Origin of the sequence: Curtobacterium sp. MCLR17_044 (assembly GCF_003234435.1) — a bacterium.
Lineage (GTDB): Bacteria > Actinomycetota > Actinomycetes > Actinomycetales > Microbacteriaceae > Curtobacterium > Curtobacterium flaccumfaciens.
Genome location: NZ_QKTC01000003.1, coordinates 1 through 23,129 on the forward strand (window position 1 = coordinate 1; position 23,129 = coordinate 23,129).

At 71.6% G+C, this 23,129-nt stretch carries 20 protein-coding genes; 3 read left to right on the forward strand and 17 right to left on the reverse strand.

Annotated features, from left to right (window positions below; all coding sequences use genetic code 11):
- Nucleotides 1-12: 12 nt before the first annotated feature.
- The 16 genes from DEJ04_RS02715 to DEJ04_RS02790 all read right to left on the reverse strand — a co-directional run bounded on the left by DEJ04_RS02715 (nucleotide 13) and on the right by DEJ04_RS02790 (nucleotide 18,415).
- Entirely contained in the window at nucleotides 13-1,008 is a 996-nt protein-coding gene (locus tag DEJ04_RS02715; protein WP_111046171.1) for a 1-phosphofructokinase family hexose kinase, read from the reverse strand.
- The gene (locus DEJ04_RS02720; protein ID WP_071404329.1) at nucleotides 1,005-1,793 is read right to left on the reverse strand and encodes a DeoR/GlpR family DNA-binding transcription regulator; all 789 of its coding nucleotides are present in this window, start codon (nucleotides 1,791-1,793) and stop codon (nucleotides 1,005-1,007) included. The genes DEJ04_RS02715 and DEJ04_RS02720 overlap by 4 nt, the downstream gene beginning before the upstream one ends.
- A 112-nt stretch (nucleotides 1,794-1,905) precedes the next feature.
- Entirely contained in the window at nucleotides 1,906-2,793 is an 888-nt protein-coding gene (locus DEJ04_RS02725; protein WP_258371287.1) for a carbohydrate ABC transporter permease, read from the reverse strand.
- On the reverse strand, nucleotides 2,790-3,815 hold the full coding sequence (locus DEJ04_RS02730; RefSeq protein ID WP_111046172.1) for a carbohydrate ABC transporter permease: 1,026 nt from the start codon (nucleotides 3,813-3,815) through the stop codon (nucleotides 2,790-2,792). Before DEJ04_RS02730 ends, DEJ04_RS02725 begins: the two co-directional genes overlap by 4 nt.
- Before the next feature lie 3 nt (nucleotides 3,816-3,818).
- Nucleotides 3,819-5,144 (reverse strand): sugar ABC transporter substrate-binding protein, encoded by a 1,326-nt coding sequence (locus tag DEJ04_RS02735; protein WP_220035541.1) that lies wholly within the window; start codon nucleotides 5,142-5,144, stop codon nucleotides 3,819-3,821.
- A gap of 287 nt (nucleotides 5,145-5,431) precedes the next feature.
- Complete coding sequence (locus tag DEJ04_RS02740; RefSeq protein WP_181437712.1) at nucleotides 5,432-6,619, reverse strand: ABC transporter permease; 1,188 nt, start codon at nucleotides 6,617-6,619, stop codon at nucleotides 5,432-5,434.
- On the reverse strand, nucleotides 6,616-7,344 hold the full coding sequence (locus DEJ04_RS02745) for an ABC transporter ATP-binding protein (RefSeq protein WP_258371288.1): 729 nt from the start codon (nucleotides 7,342-7,344) through the stop codon (nucleotides 6,616-6,618). The genes DEJ04_RS02740 and DEJ04_RS02745 overlap by 4 nt, the downstream gene beginning before the upstream one ends.
- Nucleotides 7,341-8,471: a peptidoglycan-binding protein gene (locus DEJ04_RS02750; RefSeq protein ID WP_111046175.1), complete on the reverse strand. Its 1,131-nt coding sequence runs from the start codon at nucleotides 8,469-8,471 to the stop codon at nucleotides 7,341-7,343. The genes DEJ04_RS02745 and DEJ04_RS02750 overlap by 4 nt, the downstream gene beginning before the upstream one ends.
- Complete coding sequence (locus DEJ04_RS02755) at nucleotides 8,468-8,986, reverse strand: hypothetical protein (RefSeq protein WP_111046176.1); 519 nt, start codon at nucleotides 8,984-8,986, stop codon at nucleotides 8,468-8,470. The genes DEJ04_RS02750 and DEJ04_RS02755 overlap by 4 nt, the downstream gene beginning before the upstream one ends.
- Nucleotides 8,983-10,191 carry a HAMP domain-containing sensor histidine kinase gene (locus DEJ04_RS02760; protein WP_111046177.1) on the reverse strand — a complete coding sequence of 403 codons (1,209 nt, stop codon included), beginning with the start codon at nucleotides 10,189-10,191 and terminating at the stop codon, nucleotides 8,983-8,985. Before DEJ04_RS02760 ends, DEJ04_RS02755 begins: the two co-directional genes overlap by 4 nt.
- Nucleotides 10,188-10,841, reverse strand: a complete 654-nt coding sequence (locus DEJ04_RS02765) for a response regulator transcription factor (RefSeq protein WP_111046178.1) — start codon at nucleotides 10,839-10,841, stop codon at nucleotides 10,188-10,190. Before DEJ04_RS02765 ends, DEJ04_RS02760 begins: the two co-directional genes overlap by 4 nt.
- A 46-nt stretch (nucleotides 10,842-10,887) precedes the next feature.
- Nucleotides 10,888-11,442 (reverse strand): DUF2231 domain-containing protein, encoded by a 555-nt coding sequence (locus DEJ04_RS02770; protein WP_071404319.1) that lies wholly within the window; start codon nucleotides 11,440-11,442, stop codon nucleotides 10,888-10,890.
- Nucleotides 11,443-11,516: 74 nt separating this feature from the next.
- Entirely contained in the window at nucleotides 11,517-13,685 is a 2,169-nt protein-coding gene (locus tag DEJ04_RS02775; RefSeq protein WP_111039430.1) for an ATP-dependent Clp protease ATP-binding subunit, read from the reverse strand.
- Nucleotides 13,686-13,738: 53 nt separating this feature from the next.
- A complete protein-coding gene (locus DEJ04_RS02780) occupies nucleotides 13,739-15,151 on the reverse strand; it encodes an MFS transporter (RefSeq protein WP_111046179.1) in 1,413 nt (470 codons plus the stop codon).
- Between the two features lie 104 nt (nucleotides 15,152-15,255).
- Complete coding sequence (gene tatA, locus DEJ04_RS02785) at nucleotides 15,256-15,540, reverse strand: twin-arginine translocase TatA/TatE family subunit (RefSeq protein WP_111029830.1); 285 nt, start codon at nucleotides 15,538-15,540, stop codon at nucleotides 15,256-15,258.
- A gap of 151 nt (nucleotides 15,541-15,691) precedes the next feature.
- A complete protein-coding gene (locus DEJ04_RS02790) occupies nucleotides 15,692-18,415 on the reverse strand; it encodes a glycoside hydrolase family 2 protein (protein ID WP_111046180.1) in 2,724 nt (907 codons plus the stop codon).
- Nucleotides 18,416-18,653: 238 nt separating this feature from the next.
- Between DEJ04_RS02790 and DEJ04_RS02795 the strand changes: the two genes are divergently transcribed.
- Entirely contained in the window at nucleotides 18,654-19,073 is a 420-nt protein-coding gene (locus DEJ04_RS02795; protein ID WP_027464885.1) for a hypothetical protein, read from the forward strand.
- A gap of 73 nt (nucleotides 19,074-19,146) precedes the next feature.
- Nucleotides 19,147-19,977, forward strand: a complete 831-nt coding sequence (locus tag DEJ04_RS02800; RefSeq protein WP_111046181.1) for an aldo/keto reductase — start codon at nucleotides 19,147-19,149, stop codon at nucleotides 19,975-19,977.
- A 72-nt stretch (nucleotides 19,978-20,049) separates the two neighbouring features.
- On the opposite strand, the gene DEJ04_RS02805 is transcribed toward DEJ04_RS02800, so the two are convergent.
- Nucleotides 20,050-21,195: a class I SAM-dependent methyltransferase gene (locus DEJ04_RS02805; protein WP_071404391.1), complete on the reverse strand. Its 1,146-nt coding sequence runs from the start codon at nucleotides 21,193-21,195 to the stop codon at nucleotides 20,050-20,052.
- Between the two features lie 123 nt (nucleotides 21,196-21,318).
- Between DEJ04_RS02805 and DEJ04_RS02810 the strand changes: the two genes are divergently transcribed.
- Nucleotides 21,319-23,097 carry a hypothetical protein gene (locus DEJ04_RS02810; RefSeq protein ID WP_111046182.1) on the forward strand — a complete coding sequence of 593 codons (1,779 nt, stop codon included), beginning with the start codon at nucleotides 21,319-21,321 and terminating at the stop codon, nucleotides 23,095-23,097.
- Nucleotides 23,098-23,129 lie beyond the last annotated feature (32 nt).

A 23,129-nucleotide genomic window follows, 5' to 3' on the forward strand; every position in this document is an offset into this window, starting at 1 on the left:
GTGGGGAGGGGATCAGGCGGGTTCGGGGGCCGGGTGCGTGTGGAGCACCCGGACGGAGACCGCCGTCGGGTCGGTGTGGTCGAGTGCCGGCACGTCGCTGCCGGGCAGGGCTGCGGCCGCGGCACCGGTGGCGACGGCCTGTGCGAGACGCTGCTCGGGTGCGGCTCCGGCGACCTCGGCGAGCAGGTAGCCGGCGAGGGAGGAGTCCCCCGCGCCGACCGTCGACCGGGCGACGATCTTCGGTGCAGCGGCGGCGAACGCCCCTTCGTCGGAGACCAGCACGGCGCCGGCGCTGCCCAGGGTGAGTAGCACGGTGCCGACGTTCTTCCGCCGCAGCCGCTGGGCTCCGGCCACCGCGGCGTCGAGGTCGCGCTCGTACTCCTCGGGGTCGCCGCCGACGACCTCGGCGAGTTCCTCGGCGTTCGGCTTCACCAGGTCGATCCGTTCGCCCGACTGCAGCAGCGCGGTGAACGGCACCCCGGACGAGTCGACGGCGATCCGGACGTCGGCACCGTGGCGGGCACGGACGGCCCGGACGAGCACGGCGAGCGCGTCGTCGGTCAGACCGGGCGGCAGCGACCCGGCGACCACGACCCAGCGTGCGGCGGGGCCGGTCGCGGTCGCAGCGGCGGTGTCGGCGACCAGGGCAGCGAGATCGTCGAGGCGGCCGGCGAGCGAGGGGCCGGGTTCGTTGAGCTTCGTCGTGGTGCCGGTCGGCTCGGTCACGGTGACGTTCGAGCGGAGGGGCGCCCCGATCGGCAGCGCGGCGGTCGGGATGCCGCGGGTGGCCAGGCCGAGCAGGACCGGGTCGAGCTCGTCGCCGGGCAGGACGGCGACGGTGTCCCCACCGCTCGCGACGACCACGCGGGAGACGTTGACGCCCTTGCCGCCGGGTTCCGCGGTGGACCGGGTCGCACGCTGGACGGCGCCGCGCTGCAGTTCGCCAGCGAGCTCGATCGTGCGGTCGAGGGACGGGTTCGGGGTGACCGTGACGATGCGGGCGTTCATGCGACGACCACCTCGACGTCGGCGTCGGCGAGCGCACCGGCGAGGTCGGCCGGGGGCTGTTCGTCGGTGACGAGCGTGTCGATCTCGTCCAGGCGCGCGAACCGCATCAGGGCCTCCACGCCGTGCTTGGCGGCGTCGGCGAGCACCACGGCCCGTCGGGCGGCGAGCACGTAGGCGCCCTTCACGGCGGCCTCGTACTCGTCCGGGGTGCTCAGACCGAAGCCGGCGGACAGGCCGTTCGTGCCGATGAACGCCACGTCGGGCCGGAGCGCGCCGATCTGCTCGACGGTGGCCGTGCCGACGGCGGCGCTCGTGACGCCACGGACGCGGCCGCCGAGCAGGTGCAGTTCGAGGTGCTCGCTGTGCTGCAGGGTCGCGGCGATCGGCACCGAGTTCGTGATGACGGTGATGGTCGAGCCGGCGACCTCGGGCTCCCAGCGGGCGAGCTCGGAGGCGACGGCGGCGCAGGTGGTGCCGGCGTCGAGGGCGATCGAGCCGGTGAAGGTCGGCGGCACCAGGCGCATCGCGGCGCGGGCGATGGCGGACTTCGCGGTGCCGTGCTGGCCCTCGCGCTCGGCGACGCTCAGTTCGACGACGCTCGAGCGGCCGACGGGGACCGCTCCCCCGTGTACCCGGCGCAGGACCCCGGCGGACTCGAGGGCGTCGAGGTCACGGCGAACGGTCTCGGTGGTGACGTCGAAGTGCTCGGCCAGACCGGCGACCGATACACGACCGGCGGACTGCAGCTCGGCGGCGATGGCGGTGTGCCGCTCGGTTGCGTACATGCCCGAACTCCTTCGTTCCGTTGGGTTTCGAGCACTGTACGTCTGAAACCCACAAGAACGCAACCGTTCCGACATGCAACCAACACGTCCACAGGTGCCGGCCGTCCGAGCGCTACCCCTTCACGGCACCCGCAGTCATCCCGCTGACCAGCCGGCGCTGCACGATGAGGAAGAACACCACGACCGGGATCGAGAACAGCACGCTCGCCGCCATCAGCCCACCGAAGTCCGTGCCCTTGTTCGTCGAGAACCCGGCGAGCCAGACCGGCAGCGTGTACATCCCCTGGTCCTTGAGCATCACGTACGCGATCAGGTAGTCGTTCCACGCCGCGATGAACGCGAACACGCTCGTGGCGATGACCCCGGGCATGACGAGCGGGAACAGCACGCTCCACAGGATCCGGAAGGTGCCGGCGCCGTCCACCTTCGCGGCCTCTTCGATCTCGACGGGGACGGCCACGAAGAAGCCGCGCATCACCCAGATCGAGAAGGGCAGCACGCTCGCCACGTACGCCAGGATCAGCCCGACGTAGCTGTTTAGCAGCCCCAGGGTCTGGAACGACAGGAAGAGCGGGATGAGCAGTGCGCCCGACGGGATCATCTGCACGAACAGGATCGCGACCAGGATCGCCCGCCGTCCGCGGAACCGGAACCGCGACAGTGCCGCCGACGCCAGGAACCCGACGACGATCGACAGCAGCACGGCCGCCACCACGACGATGGTGGAGTTCCGCAGGTAGACGAGGAAGCCCTCCTGCGTGAGCGCCCGCGTGAAGTTGTCGAGCGTCGGGTGCAGCGGCGCCCAGATCGGGGTCATCGTGGTGACCTCGTCGGCGGGCTTGAAGGCCGTGTTCACCATCCAGTAGATCGGGGACACCCAGACCAGGCAGAACACCACGGCGATGGTGTTCGCGACGATGCGCGGCTTGCGTTTGCGCACCCGCACGGGGCCCGGCGCGGAGACGCTGCCCGCGCGGGGCGCCGTTCTCGAGACGGTCACAGGTCCTCCTCACCGCTGCGGACGAGCCGGCGGATGTAGTAGCTGGTGAGCACCCCGAGGATCAGGGTCGAGATCACGGCGATCGCCGCGCCCTGCCCGTAGGCGTTGGACACGAACGACTGCACGAAGGTCCAGATGCCGAGGGTCAGCGTGGCCTCCTCCGGTCCGCCGCGGGTGAGCAGCCAGATCTGGTTGAAGACGTTGAAGTCCCAGATCACCGACAGGATCGACACGAGCAGCAGCGTCGGCGCGAGGGCCGGCAGCGTGATCGCGCGGTACATCGTCCACACCGAGGCCCCGTCGAGCGCACCGGCCTCGTAGTACTCCGGCGCGATCTGGGACTGCGCGGCGTACAGCGTCAGCGCCACGAACGGCACGGCCTGCCAGATGACGAGCGTCAGCACGATCGTGTACGCCTGCCCCGGATGCGAGGCCCAGTTGTCCTGCGTGTGGTCGCCGAACACCCGCAGCTGCGTGATGAGCCAGTTGAGCACGCCGTAGAACGGCTGGAAGAGCCACTGCCAGACCAGGCTCGAGGCCACGTTCGGCATCGCCCAGGCCAGCACGAGCACGACGCTGACGACCGTGCGCATCGCGACCCCGAGACGGGTGAGCAGCTGCGCCACCCCCATGCCGATGACGATCGTGCCGAGGACCATCGCGCCCGTCACGAGCACGGTGCGCAGGATGACCGGCCAGAACGACGCGTCGGTCAGGACGTCCGTGTAGTTCGTCAGCCCGGTGAACCCGGCCTGCCCGGTGAAGATCGCCCGCAGCCCGTAGTCCTGGAACGAGATGACGACGAGCCGGACGAGCGGGTAGACGACGAGGGCCAGGAGCAGCAGCGCCGCCGGGGCCAGCAGGACGAGCGGCGCCCGCGACCCGACCGGCGACCGACGACCCGTGCCCCGCCCGCCTCGACGGGAACCCCGCGACGGACCCTGAACCGGTCCGCCGGCCTGCCCGCCGGTGACCGGCGCGGGCTGCTCCGCGTCGGTCACCGGCTCCGCAGTGGACGTCATCGCCTACGGCTGCGCGTTCAGCGCGGTCGTGAGGTGCTTCGAGAAGCCCTCGGCGGCCTGCTCCGGCGACTTCCGGCCGGTGGCGACGTCGGCGAACATCGACTGGAACGAGGCGTCACCCTCGATGGTGGCCCAGCCCGGGGTGGCCGGGGTCGGTCGGCTCGTGCCGGCCGCCTCGAAGTACGGCTTGTGCAGCTCGTCGACGTCGCCGGCGACCGCGTCGAGCAGCTCGGTGGAGTTCGGCTCCCAGCCGTCGACCCCGAACACCTGGTCCTGCTGGAACTCCTTCGACGTCAGGATCTTCAGGTAGTAGAGCGCGAGCTCCTGGTTCTCCGCCTTGGCCGGGATCCCCAGGTCGGAGCCACCGAGGAACACCGGCTGCGTCTTCCCCGCCGTGGACGACGGCATCGGGAACGTGCCGATGCGGTCGGCGAGCTCCGGCTTCGCCGTGGTGATCGAGCCGATCTCCCAGGCGGACCCGAGGAACGCCGAGGTGTTGCCCTGCGCGAAGACGTCGCTCTGCGAGGGCTTGTCGGTGTTGATGTCCTGGGTGGACTTCGCCGAGTACGCGTTCTGGAAGTCCTTCCAGGCGGTCAGCCCCTTGACCGCGTCCGCGGAGTCGAGCGTGCCGGTCCACTTGCCGCCCTTGTCCGTGGCGATCTCGCCGCCGGCGTCCCAGACCCACTGCAGCCCGCCGTACCAGTACTGCCCGGGCATGTAGAAGGCGGAGAAGTCACTGGCCGGGTTGGCGGCCTTGACCTTGTCGAGGTCGGCGGTGAGCTCGTCGTAGGTGGTCGGCACGTCGGTCACACCGGCGTCCTTCCAGACCTGCTTGTCGTAGACCACGGCCCGGTTGCCGGCGAACAGCGGCGCCCCGTAGAGCTTGCCGTCGACGGTGGCGGGACCCTCGAGCCCGGTGAGCCAGGTCTGGCCGTCCTTGAGCTCGTCGCGGTACGGCGTCAGGTCGGTCAACCCGCCGGCGGCCGCGTAGACCGGCACCTGCGTGTTGCCGAGGTCGACGACGTCGGGGGCGTCGCTCTGCGCGAGCGCCGTGGTGAGCTTGGTGGTGATCCCGTCCCACTGCTGGGTCTGGATCTTCACCTTCGCCCCGGTGTCGGCGGTGAACTGCTTGCCGGCGGCGTCGAGGACCTTGTCACTCAGGTCGCCGTTCATCATCCAGACGGTGATGGTCTTGCCCGTGCCATCGGGTGTGCCGATGGACTTCGTGCCGCCGTCGGAAGCGGCGTTGCTCCCGGCGGAGCACCCGGTGAGGGCGAGCGCGCCTGCGAGGGCGAGCGCACCGAGTGCGGCGAAACGCGTTCGTGTCACGATGACTCCCTTGGTCCGACCTTTATGAAAGGACGTTGCGTATTCGCAATAGAAGACCCTGTACGGCCCCTTGTCAACCGTTGGATCGGTCCCTGTGACCGCTTTCGATCCGCGTGTTTCCGGGGCATCACGGATGTCGAACAGATCGACGCAGATGCTTGACCAGGTGGTCATGACCAGGCATGATCTGCTACTCGCGTCCGGCGTGTGGAAGCGACCGTCTGGAGGCCCGGTGCCGGTCGGGCGGACCGGCACCGGGCCTCCCGTGCGCGCGTCCACCGCACGCGTCAGACGGCCGCCAGGGCGGACGTCGGCGGGATCCGCGCCGCGCGTGCCGCCGGGTAGAGCCCGGAGACCCCGCCGATGACGACCGTGGCACCGAGTCCCCCGACGACGGCCCACACCGGCAGTGCGACCGGCCAGCCCTGCGTGACGGCGAAGACGACCGTCACCGCGACGCCGAGCACGACGCCGGCCAAGCCGCCCAGGAACGACAGCAGCAAGGACTCGACCAGGAACTGGTCGCGGATGCTCCGACGACGGGCCCCCAGCGCACGGCGGACGCCGACCTCGGCGCGGCGTTCCAGGACGGTGATCACCATCGTGTTCGCCACCCCGATGCCCCCGACGAGCAGGGCCACCCCGCCGATGCCGACCAGCAGCCCGGTGAAGGAGTCGTCCGTGGCGTCCTTCGCGGCCAGCGCGTCCGACGGCCGTGTCACGCCGACGTCCTGCGGTGCCCCGGGTCGGACCGCACCGGCGAGCAGGTCCCGCGACCGTTCGACGTGCGCCGGGTCGACGCGCGTGTAGACCGCGGTCGGGGCCCCGTCGAAGCCCAGCTGCCCGGCGAACCCGCGGGGCACGAACACCCGCGAGTCGAGGTCCTCGGCGAGCGCGACGGGGTCGAGCACCCCGACCACCTGCACCCACTGCCCGCCGATCCAGACCCGGCTGTCCGGATGCAGGTCCTCCATGCCGAGGACCGCGGCCGCCCGTGCCCCCAGCACGACCTGCGGCGGCGCCCCGGCGGCGTCGTCGATCCACCGCCCGGCTGCGAGCTGCCCGCCGAGGACCCGTGGCACGTCGCCCCACGCGGCGAGCACCCCGAGGCCCTTCGTCTCGGGCGTCGGCACGCGGTCGTTCCGGTATACGCCGGTGTCCGGCACGGTACCGACGGCGGCGGCCGACTCGACGTCGTCCTGCCGCAGCACCGACTCGAGTGCGGTGGACGGCAACGGGACCGGTTCGCCGAGGCCCTGCGCCTGGGTGAGGGTGAGCACGTTCGTGCCGAGCGTGTCGAGCACCTGGTCGACCTTCGCCTTGCTCGACGACGAGATCCCGACGACCGCGAGCATCGCCGCGATGCCGATCGCGATGCCCAGCGCCGACAGCACGACACGTCCGGGCCGGGTCCGCAGCCCGAAGACGCCGAGGCGGAGCAGGTCGACCGCGCCCACGGACCGACGCCGGCTCATCGGGCGACCTCGGGCTCGATCATGCCGTCGCGCATCCGGACCTGTCGTGGCAGCGACGCCGCCAGGTCGAGGTCGTGCGTGATGACCACGACCGTCGTGCCCGCCGCGTTGAGCTCGCGCAGGAGCGCGACCACCGCGGCACCGGACGCTGTGTCGAGCGCACCCGTCGGTTCGTCGGCGAGCAGGATCGTCGGGTCGCCGACGACGGCCCGCGCGATGGCGACGCGTTGGCGCTCCCCGCCGGAGAGCTGGTGCGGTCGGTGGTCCACCCGGTGCGCCAAGCCCACGCGCCCCAGGGCCTCGACCGCCAGCCGGTGCCGCTCGCGCCGGGGTACGCCCTGGTAGAGCAGGCCGTCGGCGACGTTCTCGGTGGCGGTCGCGCCGGCCTGCAGGTGGAAGTGCTGGAAGACGAACCCGATGTGGTCAGCACGGAGTCCGGACAGGGCGTCGTCGGACATCGTCGCGACGTCGTTGCCGGCGATCGTCACCGTGCCGGACGTGGGACGGTCGAGGGTCCCGACGACGTTGAGCATCGTCGACTTGCCCGACCCCGACGGGCCGACGACCGCGACGAGTTCACCCGCGGTGACCTCGAGCGACACCCCGCGCAGGGCCCCGACGTCGCCGTAGGTCTTCGTGACGTCCCGGAGTGACAGGACGGAGTCCGGCGGCAGCACGGCGGCAGTGGGCCGCACGGCGGCGGATCGCAGCACGGCGGCGTTCATCCGGGCACCACCACGCGGTCGCCGGCGGCCAGGTCACCCGTGACCGCGATCCGTCCGTCCGCGCTGAAGCCGGGCTCGACCCGGACCCGCTCCGTCGTGCCGTCCCCCTGCACGACGTCGACGGCGTACCGGCCGCCGGCGCCCGCGACGAGTGCGGCGACCGGCACGGACAGGACGTCGCGCTCGGTGGTGCCCTTCGCGTCGACCTGCGCGGACGCTGCCGCGGGCAACGTGCGCTTCCCCGGGTCGAACGACACCGAGACGTCGACGGCCGTGCCGCCGTCCTCGCTCGTCGTGGGCTGCACGTCGACGACGGAACCGGGCATCGCCGCCCCAGCGCCGTTCACCCGGACCTCGACGTCGGTGCCGACCGCGAGCCGCTCGGCGTCGCGCTGGGGAACGGTCGCCGCGACGACGCGCCGGGTGCTCGTGACCTGCAGGACGTCGCCCGCCGCACCCGCGCCGGCCGCCGCACCCGCGCCACCACCAGCGCCACCGGCGCCCGCTCCCGCTCCGCCGGCGATCCGCTCCCCGAGCCGACCGTCGACCGAGGCGACCCGGACCGCGCCGTCCACGAAGGCGACGTCGTCCGCCGTCAGCACCCCGGTCACCTCGTGTCCGCGGTCCTGCTGCCACTGCCGGACGGCTCGCTCGGTCCGTGGGCCGAACCGGTCGTCGACGGACACGTCGTACCCGAGCGCGGCCAGGTTCTCGTTGAGCTGCCGCACGTCGGCGCCCTGCAGCCCCCGTTCCAGGTCCCGCCAGAGCGGTACGGTGCCGTACATCGACCGGACGTCCCGCTCGTCGACGGCGTACAGGGCCCCGTCGCGTTCGATGACGTCACCGGCGCGGGGCAGCCAGGTGATCGTGCCGGCGGCGGCACCTGGCACCCCCGTCGCCGCGCCGTACCCGAGCGTCCCGGCGAACACCTTCGAGTCGGTCAGGTCGCCGCGCGTGACCGTGGCGGTGGCTCCGGTCGGCGCGGTGTCGCCTCGCGACCCGCTGCTGGCCGAGGCTCCCGGACCACTCGGCACCGTGGCGAGGGCCCACGCGCCGCCGCCCGCGGCCACCGCCGCGACGAGGCACACCGACACGATCACCCGGCGACGGACGCGCCGGTGGGTCACGACCCGGCTCCGCCCTGGACGGCCTCGAAGGCCGCGTCGGTGCAGGTGTGGGCGGCCTCGTCGAACGCCTGCTGGTCGTCCGGCTGGAACCGGTTCTGCGCCTCCTGGTCGTCCGGGAAGTCCGGGAACCCCTGCTCCCGCAGGCACTCCGCCGTACTCCTCGCGATCTCCTCGCTGCCCGGCATCGGCTGCGCGGCCTGCGCGTCGCCGGCCGCTGCGGAGTCGTCGAGGCAGCCCTTGAGGTCCTCCTGGTACTGCTCGGGATCGACGCCGTCGGGTGCGCTGAGCTGCATCGACCCGCCCCCGGTGCCGGGGTCGGGCATGTCGTAGCCCCGGTCGCGCATGCACTCGGCGAGGGCGACGCCGGGTGCCGCCCCACCGGACGCCGTCGTCGTGTCGGCGTCCGGTGACGCGTCCGAGCAGCCGACCAGGAACAGGGGCAGCAGGACGACGGCAGCGGCCGCGCTCATCAGGGACCGGGTGCGCCGGGTGGTCGTCTTCGTGGTGTGGTTCATGCCTCCAGCACACCGGAACGGCTGTTTCGCCCCCCGTGCACGTCGGGTTGCACCGACGAAACACGGACCCGGACGAGCAGCCCGCCGGTCGGCCGTGCGGCGATCGACAGTCGCCACCCGTGCGCGTGCACGATCGCGGCCACGATCGACAGCCCGAGACCGCTGTGCTGGCCGCGTGCGCCGTCCGTCCCGCCGCGGCGGAACGGTTCGACGAGCAACTCCGCCTCGTCCGCCGCGACCACCGACCCACCGTTCTCGACGACGAACCCGTCCGGCTCCGTGGTCACCAGGACGGTGCCGCCGGGTTCGTTGTACTCGACGGCGTTGCCGACCAGGTTGCCGAGCAGCTGCCGCAGCAGCGTCGGCTCCCCCGGGACGACCAGGCCGGGAGGCCCGGTGCAGCACTCGTGGGTCAGCGTCACCCCCGCCTCGGCCGCGTCCCGGGCCGCTCCCGCGACGACCTCGGCGGTCACCTCGTCGAGGTCGACGGCGCGCGTCGCGCCCGCCAGGCCACGATCGGCCTCGGCGAGCACGAGCAACGACTCGACCAACCGCTCGGTGCGGCGGTTCTGCTCCAGCAGCTCCGCCCGGACCGCTCGGACCTCCGCGGGGTCGGCGTCGTCGTGCAGGCCGATCTGCACCGCCGCGCGCTGCACCGCCAGGGGCGTCCGGAGTTCGTGGGACGCCTGGGCGACGAACCGGCGCTGGCTCTCGAACGCGGTCTCCAGGCGGGCCAGCAGGTCGTCGACGGTGTGCGAGAGCCGCCGGAGCTCGTCGTCGGGACCGTCCAGCGCGATGCGCTCGTGCAGGTTCGACGCCGAGATGCGGTTCGTGGTCGCGGTGATCCGGTCGATGGGCCGGAGGACCCGGCGGCTGACGAGCCAGCCGATGCCCCCGGCCGCGACCCCGGCACCCGCGATCCCGATCGCGGACCACTGCCACTGCTGCACGGCCACGAGCCGGATCACCGCCACCGCACCGTCGTCGTCGGTTCCGTCGACCTCGATCGGCGCCGGAGCGGTCGTGGCACCCGGCGATCCGGACGGCGGGCGCTGCACGGCCGCGGTGTCGAGGCCGGCACCGACACCGGCCAGCGACATGGTGTTCGTGAACAGGACGACCCCGGTCGCCAGCGCCATGGCCGCGAGCGCGAACGTCAGGGCCGTCCGGGTGCGGATGCTCCAGCCCCTGGCCCACCGGCTCACAGCGCGTAGCCCTGGCCGGGCACCGTGCGGATCGGGTCGGGGTCCCCGAGCTTCCGGCGGAGCTTCGACATCGTCACGCGGACCGCGGCGGTGAACGGGTCGGTGTTCACGTCCCAGACCTTCTCGAGCAGGTGCTCGGCGGAGACGATCCTGCCGTCCGCGCGGAGCAGGGTCTCGAGCACCCCGAGTTCCTTCGAGGTCAGGTTGAGCGGCCGCCCGTCGCGCGTGGCCATCCGCCGGTTCGTGTCGACGACGAACCCCGCACGCTCGAGCACCGGGGCGACGGGTGTGACGCTCCGCCGACCGAGCGCGCGGACCCGGGCGACGAGTTCCGGGTACTCGAACGGCTTGGTCAGGTAGTCGTCGGCACCGAGCTCGAGCCCGTGCACACGGTCGCTCAACGTCGTCGCGGCGGTGAGCAGGAGGATCCGGGTGAGCGCGCCGCGCGCGGTGAGCCGCCGTGCGACCTCGTCACCGTGCAGCCCGGGGACGTCACGGTCGAGCACGACGACGTCGTAGTCGTGCACCGCCAGCAGCTCGTCGGCGTCGTCGCCGCGGTAGGCGACGTCCACCGCCATGTCCTGCCGGGTCAAGCCCGTCGCGACCAGGTCGGCGAGGGCCCGTTCGTCGTCCACCACGAGTACGCGCATCGATACATCACACGTGACGTACCTTTGACGGACCTGGGAAACCGGATCAGGCGTCGAACGGCACCTCACCGTGGTCACTGACGCCGGCACGCTGCCGGTAGGACAGGTGTCCGCCGAGGTATCCGCCGACACTGACGACGGCGAGACCCGCGAAGCCGAGCAGCTTGCCCGCGCCGTGGTTGCCGCGCTTCCGCTGCAGCCACGACAGGCCGTACAACGACAGGCCGGTCCAGTTCACGGCCTGGTGCACCCATCCGGTGCGGAGCTGCTCGCGGTTCAGCTCGGACCAGTCGACGTAGCCGGCGACCGAGGCGCTGCTCGCCGAGACGACCCCGACGCCGACCAGGGTCTTGGCGGCCTTCGCGTTGCCCTTCCCGCCGACCAGGTCGAGCACCGCGGCGGAGATCCAGGCACCGAGCGGCACCTGCACCATGAGCGGGTGGATCGGGTGGCCGAACGGCACACCGTGCAGCAGTTGGCGCAGCGCCTTCGGCTTGGCGAGGGCGTTCACGACGGCACGGTCGATGTCGACGGCCTTGTCGAGCACGCTCGCGTGCTCGACGGCGTCGGTGAGGCGACGGATCGCGCGGATCTCAGGCATGCCGTGGACGGTAGACGAACGGCCCGTCACCGGTCCCAGGAACCGGTGACGGGCCTCCTGTCCGTCGTGGTGGGCTACTCCTCGACGATCTCGGCCAGCTCGAAGGGCTCGACGGTCAGGCCGTCGCCGTCCGCGGCGACGTCCACCCGGACGGTGTCGCCGTCACGGACGTCACCCGACAGGATGGCGCGTGCCAACCGGTCGTCGATCTGCCGCTGCATCAGGCGACGCAGGGGCCGCGCGCCGTACAGCGGGTCGTACCCGCGCTCCGCGAGCCAGCCGCGCGCCTCCGGGGTGACGGCGAGCTCGAGTCGGCGGTCGGTCAGGCGACGAGCCAGCCGGTCGACGTAGAGCGACACGATCTGCCCGAGGTCGTCGGCCGTCAGGGCCTGGAACACCACGATGTCGTCGAGCCGGTTGATGAACTCCGGCCGGAACGCCTGCTGCACGAGTTCACGGACCGCCTCTTCCCGCTGCGCGTCGCTCAGGGACAGGTCGGTCATGAACTGCGACCCCAGGTTCGACGTCAGCACGAGGATCGTGTTCCGGAAGTCGACCGTGCGCCCCTGGCCGTCGGTCAGCCGCCCGTCGTCGAGCACCTGCAGCAGCACGTCGAACACCTCGGGGTGGGCCTTCTCGATCTCGTCGAGCAGGATCACCGAGTACGGACGGCGGCGGACCGCCTCGGTGAGCTGTCCACCGGCCTCGTACCCGACGTACCCGGGCGGAGCACCGATCAGGCGGGCGACGGAGTGCTTCTCGCCGTACTCGCTCATGTCGATGCGGACGAGGGCCTTCTCGTCGTCGAACAGGAACTCGGCGAGCGCCTTGGCCAGCTCGGTCTTGCCGACACCCGTCGGTCCGAGGAACAGGAACGAACCGGTCGGGCGGTCCGGGTCGGAGATGCCGGCGCGGGTGCGACGGACGGCCTCGGACACGGTGGTCACGGCGGTGCGCTGCCCGATGATCCGGCGGCCGAGCTCGCTCTCGAGGTGCAGGAGCTTCTCGGTCTCGCCCTGGAGCAGTCGGCCGAGCGGGATGCCCGTCCACTGCGCGATGACGGCGGCGATGTCCTCGTCGGTGACGCTGTCGTTCACCATCCGGTCGGCGCTCTCGGCCTGTTCGGCGGCGGCGAGCTCGGCCTCGATTCGGGGCTTCTCGCCGTACTCCAGCCGGGAGACGAGTTCGTAGTCGGCCTCGCGCTGGGCTCGCTGCGACCGCATGTTCAGGTCGTCGAGCTGCTGCTTGAGCTCACCGATCCGGTTCAGGCTCGCGCGCTCGGCCTGCCAGCGCTGTTCGAGCTCGGCCAGCCGTTCCTCGCGCGTGTGCAGCTCGTTGCGCAGGGTCTCGAGGCGGGCCTTGGAGGCGTCGTCCTTCTCCTGCTTGAGCGCGAACTCCTCGACACGCAGACGGTCGACGTTCCGCTTCAGCTCGTCGATCTCGACGGGGCTGGAGTCGATCTCCATGCGGAGTCGGCTCGCGGCCTCGTCGATCAGGTCGATGGCCTTGTCGGGCAGCTGCCGCCCGGAGATGTACCGGTTCGACAGGCTCGCGGCCGCGACCAGTGCGGAGTCGTTGATCGTCACCTTGTGGTGCGCCTCGTAGCGCTCCTTGAGCCCGCGGAGGATCGCCACGGCGTCCTCGACGCTGGGCTCACCGACGTAGACCTGCTGGAAGCGACGCTCGAGCGCGGCGTCCTTCTCGATGTACTCGCGGTACTCGTCGAGGGTCGTCGCACCGATGAGCCGGAGCTCACCGCGGGCGAGCATCGGCTTGAGCATGTTCGACGCCGCGACGGAGCCCTCGCCGCCACCGGCACCCATCAGGGTGTGCAGCTCGTCGATGAACGTGATGACCTGCCCGTCGGAGTCGTTGATCTCCTTGAGCACGGCCTTGAGCCGCTCCTCGAACTCGCCGCGGTACTTGGCGCCGGCGATGAGGGCGGAGATGTCGAGCGAGATGAGCCGCTTGTCCTTGAGGGAGTCGGCGACGTCCCCGGCGACGATGCGCTGCGCGAGCCCCTCGACCACGGCGGTCTTGCCGACGCCGGGCTCGCCGATGAGCACGGGGTTGTTCTTGGTGCGGCGCGTGAGCACCTGGGAGACGCGCCGGATCTCGGAGTCGCGGCCGATCACGGGGTCGAGCTTGCCGCTGCGGGCGATCGCCGTGAGGTCGATGCCGTACTGCTCGAGGGCGGTCTTCTGTCGTTCTTGCGAGTCAGGAGCGCCCTGGAGGTTCGCCATGCGTTCCGTCCTTTCGTTGCGGTGGTCCTGGAGTTGAGTCTACTCCACTCAACTTACGTGCGCTCCGGGGCATTCCGGATCCCGACGGCGCAGACGACGGCACCGGCCGCCAGCAGGAGCGCCATCACCACCATGGCCCGGTGCAGCCCGTCGACGCTCACCTCACCGCCGAGCACCACGCCGGCCAGTGCCACCGTCACGAGTCCGGCGATCCGCGCGACCGCGTTGTTCACGGCCGAACCGGACCCGGCCTCGGACTGCGGCACCGATCCGAGCACCGCACTGGTCAGGGGCGTGACCATCAGGGCGATGCCCACGCCGATCAGCACCAACCCGGGGAACACCGACCACCAGTAGCCGTTCGGGTCGTCGCCGGCGAGCAGCAGCAGGAGCGCCCCGACCGCGCCCACCGCCGGCCCGGCGGCCATGAACCACCGCGGGCCGTACCGACCGGCGAAGGACCCGACGGCGGTGGACAGCGCGAGCAGCATGATCGTCGGCGGCAGCGTCGCGAGGCCGGCGAGCCAGGCCGGGAACCGCCAGACCTCCTGCAGGAACAGGGTGACGACGAAGAACACCATGCCGAGCGCCCCGTAGATGGACAGCGTCGCGAGGTTGCCGACCGTGAAGTTCCGCGCCCGGAACAGCTCGAGCGGCACGAGCGGCGAACCCGTGGCCCGCGTCACCCGGAGCTCCCACGGCACGAAGGCCACCAGTGCGGCGGCGCCGAGCACGAGCGCGCCGACCACCACGGGCGCACCCCACCCCAACCGCTCCTGCTCGATGAGGCCGAGCACGACACCGCCGACACCGACCACGGCGAGCACGGCCCCGACGACGTCGATGCGCGGGCGGACGGCGGGGTGCACGTCACCGGTGATGCGCAGGACCAGCGGGATCGTCACGGCGATCGGCACCGCGGTGAGCACGAAGACCCACCGCCACCCGATGCCGTCCACCACGAGCCCGCCGACCACGGGACCGAGGATCGTGGCTGCACTCGACCACGCCGTCCACGTGCCGATGGCCTTCGCCTGCGCCGCCCCGCGGAACGCGGCGACGATGAGGGCGAGCGCGCTCGGCATGACGAGCGCCCCGCCGACGCCCTGCAGCGCCCGGGCGACGATGAGCACCTCGCCGGTCGGGGCGATCGCACACACCACGGACGCGATGCCGAAGACCACGAGCCCCCACGTGATGATCCGGACGCGGCCGAACAGGTCGGACAGGCTGCCGGCGACCAGGATGAGCGAGCCGAGGGTGACCAGGTACGCGTCGACGACCCACTGCTGCACGACGAGTCCGCCGCCGAGCTCCTGCCGGATCGCGGGGAGTGCGACGTTCACGACGCTCGAGTCGAGCCCGACGACGAACGACGCCAGGATCGCCACCACCAGCACGATCCGCCGGTCGTCCCGGAGCGGCGCGACGCCGTGCGGCACGGGGGCCGGAACGGGAGCGGTCATGTGCTCATCCTGCGGCACCGGGTACCCCGCGGTCGATCCCGCACGACGAAGCCCCCGCGACCGATGTGGTCGCGGGGGCTGCCGACAGGACGGGGCTGGGTGTCCTAACGCCGGGAGTCGGTGTTCGGCTGCGCGGTCGGCCCCGGGTTCAGGACCGGACCGGCGGCGGGCTCGGCGGGGACGTTCTGGACGGTGCTGTTCTGCACGGTGCCGTCCGGAGCCGTGCCGTTGGCCTGGGCCTTCTTCTCGTCGTCGGACATCTCCTTCTTGAAGATGTTGATCGACTGGCCGAGGCCCTTGGCGAGCGCCGGGAGCTTGGTCGCGCCGAACAGCAGGATGACGATCCCGAGGATGATCAGCAGGTGAAGGCCGGTCAGGTTACCAATCATCATGACTCCTTGATCTGGAACTGGTCGCCGTCCGCTGATCGTCGTCGATCACCGCGGCGGAAGTCCGTGTCCCCCCATCGTAACTCTCCCGCCCCCGGATGCCCAGGCCGGCCCCCGGAACGGACACCGTTCGCCCAGGGAAGCGCTCCGGTCACCGCAGGACGCCGTCGATGCTCCACAGCACGGGCGCCTCGCGGAGCGCCGGGATGTCGGCCTCGGTCACACCGCCGAGCCGGAACACCACCCGCTCGCCGGGCAGCAGCGTCATGAACCCGCGGTCGACCGTGCCGTCGGCCGCGACCCGGTCCGGCTGCACCAGCAGGTCGCGGACGAGCGAGTCGGCCTCGACGGTCAGGTCCAGGCCACCGTCGACCACCGCGAACGAGGTCCGGTAGCGCGCGGGCTCCCACCGCATCGCGGCGTCGGGACCGGGGGTCCAGACCGCGCGGCGCCAGTCCATGTCCGCGATGATGAGCTCGTTGGCCGGGTCGTCGACGACACCGACCGACTCGGGCAGGGCGACGACCGCGACGCCGGCCGACGACAGCCGGACCGGCAGCGATGCCTCGGCCAGGATCGTGCCGGCCGTGGTGATCCGGCGCACCCGCACCACGCTGTCGTGCCCGGTGCGGGTCGACCGGACGGCCACCTCGACGGGCGAGGACCCGAACGCACCGGGTGAGACGCCCAGCGAGAGCGTGTCCGCGAGCTCGCCCAAATCGGCCGTCTCGCCGACCGCAGGCGACGCACCCGGGTGATCCGGGCCTCCAGTCCGCTCCGCACCCGACGGTCCCGACGCACCCGACGCACCCGACGCGGCGACCGCGCCCGACGCACCAGCGGTACCGGCCGCACCCGGCGTCACCGCCACCGACGACACCGGACGGATCGTCAGCAGCACGTCGTCGTACAGGCGGCGCAGCTCGTGCGCCAGCGGCTTCAGGCGCCCCGCAGAGTCGATCGCCGACCACGACGACACCGGCCACAGGTCGTTCAACTGCCACACCACCACGCCGGTGTTGCGCGGCCAGTGCGTGCGCCAGTGCTCGATGCCGGTCGCGATCGCCCGCGCCTGCTGCAGCTGCGTCAGGTAGTGCCACGCGTCGAACGCGGCCGGGTCGACCGCGCCGAAGCGCGGCTCCAGCCCGCGGGCCAGCTTGGCCATCCCGTCCGCGGCCTTCTGGTGGTGGACCACACCGGGCGAGTCGACCCGCAGCGGCGCGTCCGTGACCGCGTCGCGCAGCGTGCGCCAGGCGGGCGGCGCCTGCCAGCCGAACTCCGAGACGAACCGCGGCACCGACTCGCGGTAGGCGGTGTCGGGCAGCCGGTTCCAGACGTCCCACGAGTGGTGCGTCTCGTGGTCGACCTCGTTCGCGGGCAGCGACTCGGAGCCGGACCACGGCGACGCGACCGTGTAGAAGCGCGACGGGTCGACCGCGTCGACGATGGTCGGCAGCAGGTCGAGGTAGTAGTCGAGTCCCCAGCCACGATCGCCCAGCTCCGCACCCCAGCCGTCGGCGTCGTGCAGCCAGATGTTCTCGTTGTTGCCGTTCCAGACCACCAGCGAGGGGTGGCGGGCGAGCCGGGCGACGTTGTCGCGTGCCTCGGCGATGACCTCGCTGCGGATCGGCTCGACCTCGGGGTAGGCCGAGCACGCGAACGGGAAGTCCTGCCAGACGAGCAGACCGAGTTCGTCGCAGACCTCGTAGAAGTCGCGCGATTCGTACACTCCGCCGCCCCAGACGCGCACGAGGTTCGTGCCGAGCGAGGCCGCGGCACCCAGCCGGGACTCGAGTCGGGCACGGTCGACGCGCGAGACGATGACGTCGTCGGGGATCCAGTTGACGCCCCGGACGTCGATGAGCGTGCCGTTGACGTGCACGGCGAAGGGGCGGCCGATGCCGTCGACCTGGGTCTCGATGCGGGTGGACCGGAACCCGGTGCGGAACGTGTCGCGGTCGAGCACCTCGCCGTCGACGGTCTGCAGCTCGACCACGACGTCGTACTGCGGCTGCGCGCCGTAGCCGCGCGGCCACCAGCGCCGCGCCTCGGGCACGCGCACGGTGACGACGGTCTCGTCGTCCTTCGGGGTCAGCTGCGCGCGGGACCGCTGGCGCGTGGTGCCGCCGTCCTCGGTCTCGCCGCTCACGGTGACGACGAGCACGAGGTCGTCGTCCTCGCCGTCCTGGTCCAGGTCGTTCATGCCCGAGCGCTCGACGGTGATGTGCGCGTCGAGCACGCCCTCGCCGGCCTCGACGTCGACGAGCGGGCGGACCTCGCGCAGGCGCGCGGTCGACCAGCGCTCGATCGCGACCGGCCGCCAGGGGCCGCTCGTGACCGCCGTCAGACCCCAGTCCCAGCCGAAGTTCGACGCCATCTTGCGGACGTACGGGAACGGCTCGTCGTACGGACCGGGCATGCTGCCGGCCTTCGCGGCGACCCGGCCGGCCTCGCGGTAGGGCGACTCGAACAGGATCTCGAGGTCCTTCGTGGTGCCGCCGGACCCCGTCTGCACCCAGGCGTCGAACCGGTACCGGCGGTGCATGTTGCGGGTCGTGCCCACGACGACGCCGTCCAGGCTGAGCTCCGCGACCGTGTCCAGGCCGTCGCAGACCAGGTCGACGCGCTCGTGGCCCCGCGGGTCGACGTCGACCGTGCGGCGGTAGGCCCAGTCGGCGCGGCCGACCCACTTCGCGGCCTGCTCGTTCAGGTGGAACGTCGGGTCCGGCAGCAGGCCCTCCCGCTCCAGGTCGGTGTGGACCTGGCCCGGCACCGTCGCCGGGAGGGTGCGGCCCGCGACGCCGTCCGGCGCACCGGTTCCTCCGGCCATCGTCACGGTCCAGTCGTCGCGGAGTTCCTCGCGTTCGAGGGTCATGCGGGTCCTTCTCTTCGGCGGCAGGGTGTCCGTCAGCCTCGGTCGGGGACGTCGACCGGCGGTCCGACCCGCGGCCGGTTCCCACGGCCTGGAGGCTCGGCACCGGTTGCCCGGGCGTCGTCACGTCGCGCGCACGAACGGGTTGCGCTCGCGCGAGGGGTGCTCGGCGATGCTAGTACGGGATGCTTTCGGCAACCTAGGTGGTGACAGGGGCGGGTCTCGCGGGCAAGGTGGGAACGTGATCACCGTCGAACTCGCCAGGTCCCTCCGCGACGCCGGCCTCCGCTGGCACCCCGAGACCGGGGACCGGTTCGTGATCGACAAGCCCGGCATCGACGACGACGTCTACACGGTGTCCGAGATGACCGTCGAGCGGCACGACTCCCCCACCGGCACGATCCTCGGCTTCAACGGCACCACCGAGTGGGCGCTCGACTCGGTCACCGCCACCGAGTCGCTCTGGCTCCCCCGTGAGGACCAGCTGCGCGAACTGCTCGGGCCGTCGTTCATCGGACTGACCCGCGTGCAGGTCGGCGGTCGCGTGGTCTTCACCGTGACGGCGACGATCGGCGGGGCCGACCGCAGCTTCGCGTCCGAGGTGCCGGCGATCGCGTACGGCCAGGCCCTCCAGGCCTACATCACGGCTGCGCTCGCCTGAACGGCACGCCCGGGGTCGCCGTTCCTGGGTGTTGGCGGAATGGGCGCTGAGGGGCGTTTGGTTGCATGACACCATGACCGTTCCGAACATCACCCTGAACGACGGCAAGACCATCCCGCAGCTCGGCTTCGGTGTCTTCCAGATCGACCCCTCCGAGACGAAGGCCGCCACACTGGCCGCGCTCGAGGTCGGCTACCGCCACATCGACACCGCCGAGATGTACGGCAACGAGAAGGAGGTCGGCGAGGCGATCGCCGAGTCCGGCATCGACCGTTCCGAGATCTTCGTCACCTCGAAGCTCAACAACGGCTTCCACGCCCCCGAGGCGGCGCTGGAGAACGGCAAGAAGTCGGCCGACCTGCTCGGCGGCTACACCGACCTGTTCCTCATCCACTGGCCGCTGCCCACCGTCTCGGACTTCGTCCCGACGTGGAAGGCCCTCGAGGAGCTGTACCACGCCGGCACCGCCCGCTCGATCGGTGTCTCGAACTTCCAGGCGCACCACCTGCACCGCCTGCGCGCGGAGACCGACGTCCCGCCGTCGGTCAACCAGATCGAGGTGCACCCGTACCTCGCGCAGGACGAGCTCCGCGCCGTGAACCGCGAGCTCGGCATCGCGACCGAGGCCTGGTCCCCGATCGCGCAGGGCCTCGTCCTCGACGACGAGACCATCACCCGCGTCGCCTCGTCGGTCGGCAAGTCCCCGGCCCAGGTCGTCCTCCGCTGGCACATCCAGCGCGGCGACATCGTGTTCCCGAAGTCGGTCACGCGTGCCCGCGTCGAGGAGAACTTCGCGATCTTCGACTTCGAGCTCTCGGACGAGGACATGACGGACATCACCGCCCTCGACAAGGGTCACCGCACGGGCCCCGACCCCGACACGTTCGACTACGTGCCGGCCTGATCGGTCCCCCACCGCACCACGTCGCGAGAGCCGTCCGGGTCAGCCCGGGCGGCTCTCGCCGTCCGTGGCCGGTCAGCGGTTGGTCGCGACCGAGGCCGTCACCGTGAACTTCGGGGTCCGGACGACCTCACGGGTCGGACCGACCAGGCGCGAGAGCACCGGCCGGTAGCGCAGGTGCGTGTTCCAGACGCACCACAGTTCACCACCGGCCTGGAGGATCGTGGCCGCGTTCCGGAACATCGCCTCGGCCGTGTCCGTGGTCACCGTGGTGTCCGCGTGGAACGGCGGGTTGCAGAGCACGAGCTGTGCGGACCCCTCGGCGAGCTCGTCGCCTGCGTCGGTCCGCAGCACCGTCACCCGGTCGGCCACGCCGTTGGCCTCCGCCGTCGCGCGCGTCGACTCGACCGCGATGCGGGACACGTCGGTGGCGATCACCCGCACCGACGGTCGCCGACGAGCGACCGCAGCCGCGATCACGCCGTTGCCGCTTCCCAGGTCGACGATCGTGCGCGCGGTCGGGACCGCCTGGTCCATCGCGTCGAGCAGCACCCGCGTGCCCTGGTCGAGCGACGTCCCGGCGAACACACCCCCGTGGGCGACCAGGGTCATGCCGAGGTCGTCGACGTGCACCGACCGGGGCCAGGGGTTCGTCGTGGCGGCGCGGTTCGCCTGTGCGCGGAGCGGGTCCTGCGCGATGAGCAGTCGCGACTTGCCACGGCCTCGTGATGCCGTGACCTCGCCGAACGAGCGCCGGAGCACGTCGTTCTGCGTCACGTGCATGTACTTCACGTTGCCGCCGCAGAGCAGCACCACGTCGGGCGCGGCGAACCGGGCGACGGCGCGGGCGATCTCGTCGAGGCGATCGTGCGACTTCGACAGCCGCAGCACCACGAGCCGCACGTCGCGGAACGCGTCCTCGAGCGAGTCGGGGTGGTGGAAGCCGCGCAGCCCGAACGTTCCGGCGTTGGCCTCGAGCGCCCGCTCCCCCACCAGGGAGTCCTGCACGACGCGGATGTCGCTCGCGCCGTACTGCGTGATGAGGCCGAGCGTCAGCACCCCGTACCGGTCGTCGACGACCGCGACCTCGCCGGGCTGCCGGAGCGCGTCGCCGTGCACGTGCGGGGCTTCGTCGAGCAGGAAGCGGTCGGTGCCGTCGATCGCGATGAGGTCGGGCGCGTCGTCGTCGCGTCGGCGGAAGAGGTCGGCGAAGTCTGGCACCGCGTCAGCGTACCCGGCGGCGGCCCGCACCGGAGCGCGTGGTGATCGCACTCGCGATATCAACAGGTTGTGTATTTCACATGTCAATACACTGGGAATTCCCCCCACCAGAAGGAGCCCCCAATGGCATCCACCTCGTTCCGGAGCGCCGCAGTCGTCTGCGGTGTCCTCACCGCCTCCCTCGGCTTCGGCCTGCTGACGCCAGCCGTCGCAACCGCGGCCACGACCACTCCCGCGTCATCGTCGGGCTCCACCGTGCAGGAGGACAATCCCGACTTCGACGCCATTCCCGTCGATCCCTCGCTGACAGCCCCGAAGTTCTACCAGGACTGGAGCACGCCGTTCGGGTCCCGCATCGTCGCCGGGGATGCCGGTGGGGACGACGTCTGGCTCGTCATCGGCAACACCGCCTACGACCGCTCGACGGGAGGCGGCCTGTTCTTCCTGACCGTGCAGGACCGTCACCAGGATGCCGGGCTCGAGGTGATCCGGGTCCACACCGCCGCCGACGGCACCCAGACCCGCGGTGAGCGCATCCCGATGCCGCGGAGCATCCGTGTCGACGGACTGCAGGAGCAGAACACGTTCACGCCGGGCACCACCCACTTCGCTGGCAGGGCGACCGCAGGAGCCACGATCGTCGCGAAGGACACCGCGTCCGGTGACACCCTGTTCACGGCCAAGGCCAGCGGCTCGCGCGCCGGCACCGGCACCTGGAGTGCCGACGCCGACCTCGCCGACGCCGACCACGTGATCACCCTCACGCAGACGACGCCCGACGGTCGGACCAACGAGCTGCGCGACGTCCGGTTCGCACCGTCCGCGAGCGACGCCCCGGCCGCACCCACCCTCGAGACCACGGAACGGCGCCTGGACGGCTCGTTCGTGGTGACCGGTCAGTACGCGGAGTCCGTCGGCTCGGTCGTCGTCGAAGACGCATCGGGAGCGACGATCGCCGAAGCGACCCTCACCCAGTCCGGCTACGTCGCACAGGTCCCGCAGGAACGCATCGGCTCGACGGTCTACGTCGTCGCCAAGGCCGCGGACGGGACACCCTCGAGCCGCACCGCAGCCCCGCTCGCGCAGCTCCCGACGGACGCGTCCGTGCCGAAGCCGACACTGCGCTCGGTCTACGTCCACACCGACGGCCGGGTCCAGGTCGTCGGCGAACCGGACGGCGCTCCGGGCCTGTGGATCCTCGACGGCGACCGTGTCATCGACGGCTTCTCGCGCAGCGATCTCTGGAGCTACGTCATCCGCGCGCAGGAGACCGGCAAGCAGCTCGAGATCGCGAACCTCGGGTTCGACGGGCAGGGGTTCTCGTCCCTGTCGGAGCGCGTGGCCCTCCCCCGTCTCCTGCAGGTCGACGGCATCACGGACGACAACACCTACAAGCCGGGGGCACGCGCGTTCGAGGGGACGGCCGAGGCCGGTGCGACGATCACCGCCACCGACCAGCGCGGCCGTGAGCTCTTCAAGACGCCCGTAACCGGTGCGCGCTCCGGCGTGGGGACATGGAAGGCCTCGGCCGCCCTGACCAGCACGGCCGGGTACGAGCTCACCTTCACGCAGACGACCACCGACGGCCGCACGTCCGTGATGCGGGACATCGCCTTCGAAGCCGAGGCGCAGACCGTCGCCCCGGTGACGGTCACCACCAAGACGGTGACCGCCGGCGTCTCGAACCACATCGCCGGCACCGCCACCCCCGGCGCGACATTCCGGGTCCTCAACCCCAGCGGGACCCAGATCGTCCCCGGCACCCACCAGGTCACCGCCGACGGCACCTGGTCGTTCGACCGCGTCGTCTCCAAGGGCGCCACCAAGCTCGACATCGTCATCGAACAGACCGTCAACGGCACCCCGAAGAAGTCCGGCACCTTCTCCCTCGCCGCGAGCTGATCGCCGCTCCACCGCTGAACCAGAACACCCCC

Excerpts from the sequence above, each read along its gene's own strand:
- DEJ04_RS02715 (WP_111046171.1), bottom strand. The coding sequence starts at position 1,008 with ATGAACGCCCGCATCGTCACGGTCACCCCGAACCCGTCCCTCGACCGC.
- DEJ04_RS02720 (WP_071404329.1), bottom strand. The coding sequence starts at position 1,793 with ATGTACGCAACCGAGCGGCACACCGCCATCGCCGCCGAGCTGCAGTCC.
- DEJ04_RS02730 (WP_111046172.1), bottom strand. The coding sequence starts at position 3,815 with ATGACGTCCACTGCGGAGCCGGTGACCGACGCGGAGCAGCCCGCGCCG.
- DEJ04_RS02740 (WP_181437712.1), bottom strand. The coding sequence starts at position 6,619 with ATGAGCCGGCGTCGGTCCGTGGGCGCGGTCGACCTGCTCCGCCTCGGC.
- DEJ04_RS02745 (WP_258371288.1), bottom strand. The coding sequence starts at position 7,344 with ATGAACGCCGCCGTGCTGCGATCCGCCGCCGTGCGGCCCACTGCCGCC.
- DEJ04_RS02755 (WP_111046176.1), bottom strand. The coding sequence starts at position 8,986 with ATGAACCACACCACGAAGACGACCACCCGGCGCACCCGGTCCCTGATG.
- DEJ04_RS02765 (WP_111046178.1), bottom strand. The coding sequence starts at position 10,841 with ATGCGCGTACTCGTGGTGGACGACGAACGGGCCCTCGCCGACCTGGTC.
- DEJ04_RS02770 (WP_071404319.1), bottom strand. The coding sequence starts at position 11,442 with ATGCCTGAGATCCGCGCGATCCGTCGCCTCACCGACGCCGTCGAGCAC.
- DEJ04_RS02775 (WP_111039430.1), bottom strand. The coding sequence starts at position 13,685 with ATGGCGAACCTCCAGGGCGCTCCTGACTCGCAAGAACGACAGAAGACC.
- DEJ04_RS02780 (WP_111046179.1), bottom strand. The coding sequence starts at position 15,151 with ATGACCGCTCCCGTTCCGGCCCCCGTGCCGCACGGCGTCGCGCCGCTC.
- tatA (WP_111029830.1), bottom strand. The coding sequence starts at position 15,540 with ATGATTGGTAACCTGACCGGCCTTCACCTGCTGATCATCCTCGGGATC.
- DEJ04_RS02790 (WP_111046180.1), bottom strand. The coding sequence starts at position 18,415 with ATGACCCTCGAACGCGAGGAACTCCGCGACGACTGGACCGTGACGATG.
- DEJ04_RS02800 (WP_111046181.1), top strand. The coding sequence starts at position 19,147 with ATGACCGTTCCGAACATCACCCTGAACGACGGCAAGACCATCCCGCAG.
- DEJ04_RS02810 (WP_111046182.1), top strand. The coding sequence starts at position 21,319 with ATGGCATCCACCTCGTTCCGGAGCGCCGCAGTCGTCTGCGGTGTCCTC.